The sequence below is a fragment of the Pseudomonas persica genome (assembly GCF_900291015.1).
Lineage (GTDB): Bacteria > Pseudomonadota > Gammaproteobacteria > Pseudomonadales > Pseudomonadaceae > Aquipseudomonas.
In genome coordinates, this window is record NZ_OLKL01000332.1 from 1 (window position 1) to 242 (window position 242).

General features: G+C 52.9%; 1 pseudogene. It reads right to left on the minus strand.

Annotated features, from left to right (window positions below):
* Positions 1–242, minus strand: a pseudogene (locus FQ664_RS26785) (sugar ABC transporter ATP-binding protein); the annotation flags it as partial.

Here is a 242-nt window from a genome sequence, read left to right on the forward strand (position 1 = left end):
AGTCTGGGTAATGGCGCGGCCTACCATCATCGCCACCATGCGCTCTTCGGTGATATCGCTCATTGCGCCTGAGCCGACGTACACGCCGTCACGCAAAATGGTGTAGTGATCCGCCAGCTCGAAGATTTCATCGAACTTGTGCGAGATAAACATGATTGCTTTGCCTTCCTGCTTCAGGCGTTCAACGATTTGATAAAACTCCAGAATCTCGTGCTGCGACAGGGCGGCGGTAGGTTCATCAA